The following is a 7,804-nucleotide window of genomic DNA, read 5'->3' on the forward strand; positions in this document are numbered from 1 at the left end:
GTGGGAAAATCCTACACTGGTGATTGACCAGATACCACGACTACAGCCCTAAAAGGCTTAGTCGCTGGAGACTTCATAAGATACTCAATACCTATGCTGATCTTGAAGTTTTCTTCGGTCTGAAGCGTACCTACCTAATTAAATCGTGCCGTTTTCAGCTAAATTGATTATTCTTAGTTATGTGAATTTCGTCTGACATGACAAATCGTCTTAGGCGCTCTATCGATTATTTATTCTTAATAAAAATTTTAGTAGAACATAGTGTCTTATTCTCGCAACCAAGCAACTTTAGGATCGATTTTACAGCAGGCAGGTTTGGTATCTGCTGAACAAGTAAACCAGGCTCAAAAACAACAACAGCAGACTAATAATAGTTTGACAATCGGCGAGATTTTAGCTAAAGAAGGGAAAATTTCCCCCGAAACGGCCGACTTTTTTGCTAAACGCTGGTCAAGTTTAGTGGCGAAAAAGTCACAGCAACCGATTGGTCAATATTTAAAGCAGGCTGCATTGTTAGACGAGGAACAGATCCAGGTTATTTTGGCTGAGCAAGAGAACAGCAAACTTAAATTTGGCGAAGTAGCGATCGCTAAAGGTTGGCTTAAACCAGCAACTCTTGATTTTTTCTTGACCCATCTCCAAGCTAAATCTAGTTCTACCCCAGCAGCATTAGATCGGCAATTAGCTGTTAAGCAATCTCAGAATTCTTTAGGCGAATCCATCGATTCAAACAAAGATGAAGATTACTCTCAAAAGGTTCATGAAGGCTTTTTACAGATTAAACGTAAATTATTCAAAATCGATGAACAGGAGATTTATTCGGAAAAAACTTGGGAGAGAGTGTTGTCATGGACTAATGGACATTCGCTGTTGACTCAAAAGATATTTTCCTTAATTGCTCAGGCTTCTGAACCTCTGACACCACAGCAAGAAGAAGCACAGATTGATTATCTGGTTCAAACTAAAATAATTGATAATTGGTCAAATAATGAACTAAAATCACACCTGAGAACTATTAGAAGCCGTTTGCTTAATAATCAGCAATTTTCTCCCCCTCAACTACTGCAACTATATCAACGGATATTGACTGAAACAGTATTGGTAGACAATAGTAGAGAGCAACAGGAATTGCTGAATTCAGGTATTGTCCTGAAACAGAACCATAAGCTAGTAACAGCAAACCGCGTCTATCAGTCTGTATTTAATCTTAACTGGGTCATTAAAAGTTTAAGCGCTCAAGCCCAATATCATCAAAATCATAGCAAATTCAGCCAAAATGGTCAGGTAAGAGAAACTCCACTCCGTAAATTCGCGCCTGGGAAAGCCCTGCGATCTCAAGCTGACTCTGACTCTGTTAAGGTTACAGATGATGTTACAGATATTGTCAAAATATCCGCCACCACTACAACTAAATCTCAATGGTGGTCGAACTTTAAAAATATTCTATTGCTCCTAACTTTGCTTGGGTTGCTCAGTGTGTTTTTGAATAACGTTTCCAAACGCATAACAGTTAAAAAAGCTTTTCAGCAAGGAAACAAATTATTGAGCCAGAAATCTTACAATGAAGCGATCAAAAAATATAACCAGCTGCTTAAGATAGACAGTAATTATTTCCAAGCCTGGACGAATCGAGGATATGCTTTGGCTGGATTGCAGGAATATGAAGACATGCGAGAATCTTGTTCTACCGCTACAATTATTCAACCTACTGCCGTTTATGCCTGGAATTGTCAGGGAGAAGCTTTTCACAATTTGCAGCAAGACCAAAAAGCTATAGCTGCTTTTGACAAGGCGATCGCTTTAAATAAAACCGATCCGATTTTTCTGATTAATAAAAGCGAATCTCAAGCTGCTTTAGACAATAATCAGGGATCGATTGACTCCATTAAGCAGGCAATACAAATTTTAGAACAAATCGAGGCAACCGAAGGAGCAAGTAAAGTCGGGGGAGAATTCGCTGTAGCACTGACTTTTTTAGGCAATAATTATCGCCAGCAAGAGAAATTAACGGAGGCGATCGCTGCCTATGAACGAGCCACAAGCTATACCCCTAATTATTTTCCCGCTCACGTGGGCAAAGGTATCACTTTGAGTAGAGCAAACCGCATTCAAGAAGCGGAGGCTGAATTTAAAAAGATGTTACAAAATCCTTTGTTAACTAAAATGCAGCAGGCGCAAACTTGGTTTTATTTAGGCAAAACTTTGTGTCAAGCTAAAGGAAATTCTGATAGTGTGGCAGCATTTGATCGTGCGCTCAAACTTCAGCCTGAATATGAAATAGCTAGAGAAGCTAAAAAACAGTGTAGCTTGTAAGCTAAGTTAATTAACTCTGACTGTGGACAAATTAAAAGGGAAAGGGCCACCACAATGGTCTTAAGTCGGTATAGATTCGGCTTACAGTTCGAGCAGAAGGTGCTTTAGAACCTTTGAAATCTTCCCCCAGCATATTGTAGAGAAGTTCGCTAGGGCTAATTGATCGCTCTAAAGAAAATAAGATATCGCTGTTATAACTATCACAACTCAACCCCCGACGTTCAACCGCGCATACTACAGGCTTCCCCTTAACGGTGTCGCTAGCAAGATAGTTCATTCTATTTTGACTATAAAAAGTATGCAACTTTTTAGCAGTATTTTTGCACTGTTGAACTGCCTGGCTCTTGTCAAAATACTGAGGTAAAAACGAGAGTATAGATGTTACCTGTGAAACTTGTTGATGTGATAAAGTTGCAGTTACCGTAGGAACAGATGCCTTTTGCTCACAGCTGACATTAACCAGACTATCAGCATGTCCTGGAAGCGCCAGAAAAACTGAGCCTGCTAAAGCAATCAATGGTATATTTGCTAGCGCTAGATAACTTGGTTGGATCATGATTTTTTAGTTGTCAGGTTTAGCTCTTAATATCGTTTATATCGTTAAAACTAAATATCTTTGCCTAAATTGTCTGTCTGATTGTATCTAAAAAAGCAAATTTGCTGTAATCTGTAAGTTGTGTAAGAAGATATTATAGCAAAAATTGTAATTTTATAGAAAAATTTAGTCTAGCAAAAGTAGTTAACTGATGACTTTTATGCTAGTCATTAACCCTTAAACTACTAATTGGCTTGATATTTTATTAATCTTTGACTAGAAATTCAGACTCATATCATGTATTAAATTTTTTGGCTATGGGTCAAACCTTTAGCGTCCAACAAACAACTAAAATTTTGAGTTACGCAGCTTGTTTGACATCTGGTTTTTGGTGTTTAGAGTCAGCCAAGGCTCAAAATTTTGAACCATTAACCCCCGAACCAATCAAGCCCGATCAGCCAGCACCCTTGCCTCCTGCCCCTAATCCGTTTAAGACAATTCCAAGTCCACCAGTTCCTGATTCGGTGCTGGATATTCCAGGCAAGATCACGGTTAAACAGTTTGAGTTTGTTGGTAACACAGTATTTAGCCCAGCACAATTAAATCAAGCGATCGCCAAGTTTAGCAACCGCCCCGTTTCTTTTGCTCAACTAGTACAGGCAGCCAATCAGATTACCGAGCTTTATGTGAGTCAGGGGTATATCACTACTGGAGCATATATTCCCGAACAAAGTTTAAAATCGGGCAAAGTCAAAATTCAGATCGTTGAAGGTAGTTTAGCTGCAATTGAAATTAATGTTGTAGGGAGACTAAAAGAAAGCTATGTCCGCGATCGCCTTACTCAAAAAGTCACTACCCCTCTAAATATTAATCAACTACAGTCAGCACTACAGTTGCTTCAGCTTAACCCGCTGATTGAAAGTTTAAATGCGGAACTGTCGGCAGGGATTGAACCAGGAACTAATATTCTGAGCGTGTCTGTAAACAGCGCCAATACTTTTAGTTTGCAAGCCAAGCTAAATAATAATCGCAATCTGAGTATTGGCACTTTTGAGCGAGGAATTCAGCTGGAGGAGGCAAATCTTTTAGGAATTGGCGATCGCTTTCGCTTGGCTTACGACAATACCGAAGGCAGCAATCAGCTTGGTGGTGGCTATACTTTTCCTCTTAACGCTAAAGATGGTTCTCTAGAGTTCAATTTTCGCTGGGGACAAAATGAAATTGTCCAGTCTTCTTTTAAAGATTTTGATTTCGATATTGAATCTCGCAACTATGATTTGACTTGGCGACAGCCTGTAATACAAACAGTCACTCCCCAGGGGTTTCAAGAACTAGCTTTCAGCATCACAGCAGCGAAAAGAGCGAGTAATAGCACAATTATGAATGAACCCGAACGTTTAAGTCCTGGTGCAACTGAAGATGGAAAAATTCGTACTTCAGTCGTAAGCTTTGGACAAGAATGGCTTCAGCGTAATCGTCAGCAGGTAATTTCGGCTCGTTCACAGTTTAATTTTGGGGTTGATATTTTTGATGCGACGATCCTCAACGATGAACCCGATAGTCAGTTCTTTAGCTGGCGGGGGCAGTTTTCTTATTTGCGATCTCTTAGTGAAACAGAGCAAGAATTTGGGCCGACAATGCTGTTACGCTCAGAATTGCAGTTAGCTGCCGATCCGTTAATATCTACAGAACAATTTAGCTTGGGCGGGGCGACAACAGTTCGAGGTTATCGTCAAGATGCTTTGCTTACTGACAGTGGGTTCTTGGCTAGTGCAGAGTTTCGCCTACCTATAGCTAATTTTGAGCCAATTAACGCTACTTTACAGTTTGCCCCCTTTATTGATTTTGGCACTGGTTGGAATAATGATGATCAAGAGGCAGAAGTGAATACTTTAATCGGTGCTGGATTCGGTTTACTATTACAAACACCAGAAAAATTTTCGGCGCGGGTGGACTGGGGTGTTCCTCTGATTAATCGTGACGATCAACGTAGTTCCTTGCAGGAACAGGGAGTTTATCTACAGTTACAGTACGATTTTTTTTAGTCTAATTTCGCCAATATTCACGAAGTCAAATCAAGTCAAAATTAGTTAATGGTTCATGGTTAATGCTAAGTGATCGATCTTTACTGCTGCGTCGCCTTTCAACTGTCATACTCTCTGCCTGGTTGGCAGTAGCTGTTCATTTCCCAGCACAGTCTCAATCCGATGGCTTAGGATTATCTTTACAGGCGCAACGGCTCTATCAGATGGGGGAACTAGTACCAGCAGCTATGACTTGGCAAAAAGCAGCCAAAGCATTTGAGGCTCAAGGCGATCGCCTGGGCAAGACTACCAGCCTAATCAATCAATCTCAAGTATTGCAAGACTTAGGGCTATATCCTCGTGCCTGTATTACTTTGCTTCAGGCTTTTAACTTAGAAGATAGTCAATGCAATACTGCTCAGGTTGAACAGTTAATTCAACTAAAACAACCAGCTCAAATTACTCTTGTTGAAGGCATCGGTTTACGTAGCTTGGGCATTATTTTACAAAAGAAAGGAATGCTAACTCAGGCGCAAAAAATTATGCAGCTTAGTGTTGTGGGCACTCGTAACACTTCAGAATCGGGGGCAACTCTGTTGGCATTAGGTAACATTCACCAAGCATTAGGCAATCAAATACGCGATCGCTGGAACTATGAGTATATTACCGAAATTATTGACCGACAAGACCCCAACAATGCCTTAAAACCCTATTTAACTGCACTTAAAACTTACTCCCAGGTTGCTCGCGAACCACATACGCAATTACTAACTCAGACTCAGGCACAGCTCAATCATTTATCCCTTCTGATTGAACTTGAGACTTGGTGGCAACAGCAAACCCAAAGACGTATTCAATCATGGCAACGGCTTGACCAAGAAGCCTCAGTTGAAATGGCGGAAAAATTTTCGGCTGCATTGAGTGCTGAACTAGCAGACAAAACAACCAAGTTAATTACTGAGATCGGCGCTAACTTACCACAGCTGCCAGCGACTCATCAGGGAATTTATGCTCAGATTAATTACGCTCAAAGCTTGACTCGTCTTCAACAGATCAATATGGTCGAATCAATCTTACAAAAGGCGCTTCAACAGTCACAGCTAATCAAGGATCGACGGGGAGAAAGCTATGCTTTAGGCTATTTGGGTCAGAATTATGGTTTACAAGGAAAATTGAATCAAGCGATCGCTCTGACAAATCAAGCTTTAGCCCTGGCAGAAGCACAAAATGTTCATAATGATGCACGCGAGGTCAGCTACCTTTGGCAGTCTCAATTAGGATTGCTGTTAGAACAATCAGGGAGAAGAGAAGAGGCGATCGCTGCCTACACTTCAGCCTTTAATACTCTCCAGTCTTTGCGCACCGATTTAAATACCAATAATCAGGTAGTTCAATTTAATTTTCGCCAGGAAGTTAAGCCCGTTTATTTGCGTTTGGCAAATTTACTCTTATCAGATCATCGGCAGGCTAGTTTGACCAAATCTATAACCGTAAGTAATACCGCAAACACTACTGACCAGAATAATTTAGAATTAGCTCGTCGAGTAATCGAATCACTCCAACTTGCCGAATTGGATAACTTTTTTCAAGACCCTTGTTCGCCAACGGCTGATCTGGCTATAACTATTGATGATTTAGACCCTCAAGCAGCAGTCATTTATCCTATTGTCTTAAGCGATCGCCTAGAGGTAATTCTTTCTATGGCAGGTCAACCACTAAAACTGTTTACGACCAATGTTTCGAGCAAGGAGGTCGATCGCACCCTTGATGCCTTATACGATAGCCTCTATAACCAGAGCATCAATAATTCGGCAGTGAATATTTTTAGCACCACTCCCCTTAACCCTAGAGAAGTAATCGAGAATACTCAAGCCCTCTTACCCAATCTGCAAGAAATATACCGTTGGTTGATTAAACCCATAGAAAGCGAATTAAGCTCAAATCAAATCGAAACTCTGGTCTTTATCCCCAGTGGTAAATTACAAAATGTACCGATGGCAGCACTCTATGACGGTAAGCAATATCTCTTAGAAAAGCATAGCGTGGTCTTAGCTCCCAGTTTACAGTTGCTCAACACCCAATCAAAACCCAGAAACAAACTCAAAGTACTAGCAGCAGGATTAAGTCAGCAGGTAGAAATTCAAGGAGAAATCTTCCCCGCGTTAAACAATGTTCCCGAAGAACTCAAACAAATCGAAACAATATTTCCGCGATCGCGACAGCTATTAGATCGAGAATTTACGGCTGAGAAAATTAAACAACAACTACAAGCAGATTTTCCTATCATCCACTTGGCTACCCACGGGGTATTTAGTTCAGATCCCCAGCAAACTTTTCTGGTCACTGGCGATCGCAATGTGATCGATCTAGATGCTTTTAGTACCCTGCTCAACTCCAGCAACACCAAACCTGAGTTAATCGTACTTAGCGCCTGTGATACGGCAACGGGAGATGAACGGGCCGTCTTAGGACTAGCTGGGGTAGCAGTACGTTCTGGTAGCAGCACCGTAGCATCTTTATGGTCGGTGGAAGATAGTTCAACTAGTAAGTTGATGAGCCAGTTTTATCGTCAGTTGTCAAATCCCGCCACCAAAAAAGTTGATGCTCTACAACAAGCCCAGTTATTTTTGATTGAATCTTTACGCGCCAATCCACCCCTATCAGAGCTTAAACAGCTTCCTCCTCATCCTTATTATTGGGCTGCTTACGTTTTAGTTGGTAATTGGCAGTAACAGGGATTAATGGCGGTACTATAGCCTTACAAGATTAGGTTAGGATAGAAAAGTCAATTGCTTGTAAGTAACGAGTAACAAGTAACAAGTAACAAGTGTCCTAATACAAGTGCGTATTGTTATACGTGAGTTCGACAAAGTTAGAAAGTAGCAGAAGGTAGTGCCAATAATTCTTTCGGCTCTAGATCGAGAGAAGGTTT

The 7,804-nt window shown here is 40.8% G+C and carries 4 protein-coding genes; 3 read left to right on the forward strand and 1 reads right to left on the reverse strand.

From position 1 onward, the window contains the following. The first annotated feature begins 261 nt into the window (after nt 1-261). Complete coding sequence (locus C7B62_RS23075) at nt 262-2,313, forward strand: tetratricopeptide repeat protein (protein WP_106243064.1); 2,052 nt, start codon at nt 262-264, stop codon at nt 2,311-2,313. A 31-nt stretch (nt 2,314-2,344) separates the two neighbouring features. Here C7B62_RS23075 and C7B62_RS23080 read toward each other — a convergent pair whose 3' ends face one another. Then, complete coding sequence (locus C7B62_RS23080) at nt 2,345-2,869, reverse strand: COP23 domain-containing protein (RefSeq protein WP_106243067.1); 525 nt, start codon at nt 2,867-2,869, stop codon at nt 2,345-2,347. A 296-nt stretch (nt 2,870-3,165) separates the two neighbouring features. Between C7B62_RS23080 and C7B62_RS23085 the strand changes: the two genes are divergently transcribed. Beyond that, on the forward strand, nt 3,166-4,893 hold the full coding sequence (locus tag C7B62_RS23085) for a ShlB/FhaC/HecB family hemolysin secretion/activation protein (protein WP_106243070.1): 1,728 nt from the start codon (nt 3,166-3,168) through the stop codon (nt 4,891-4,893). Between the two features lie 62 nt (nt 4,894-4,955). Beyond that, a complete protein-coding gene (locus tag C7B62_RS23090) occupies nt 4,956-7,604 on the forward strand; it encodes a CHAT domain-containing protein (RefSeq protein ID WP_233220117.1) in 2,649 nt (882 codons plus the stop codon). Nucleotides 7,605-7,804 lie beyond the last annotated feature (200 nt).

The sequence above is a fragment of the Pleurocapsa sp. CCALA 161 genome, assembly GCF_003003995.1.
Classification (GTDB): Bacteria; Cyanobacteriota; Cyanobacteriia; order Cyanobacteriales; family Xenococcaceae; genus Waterburya.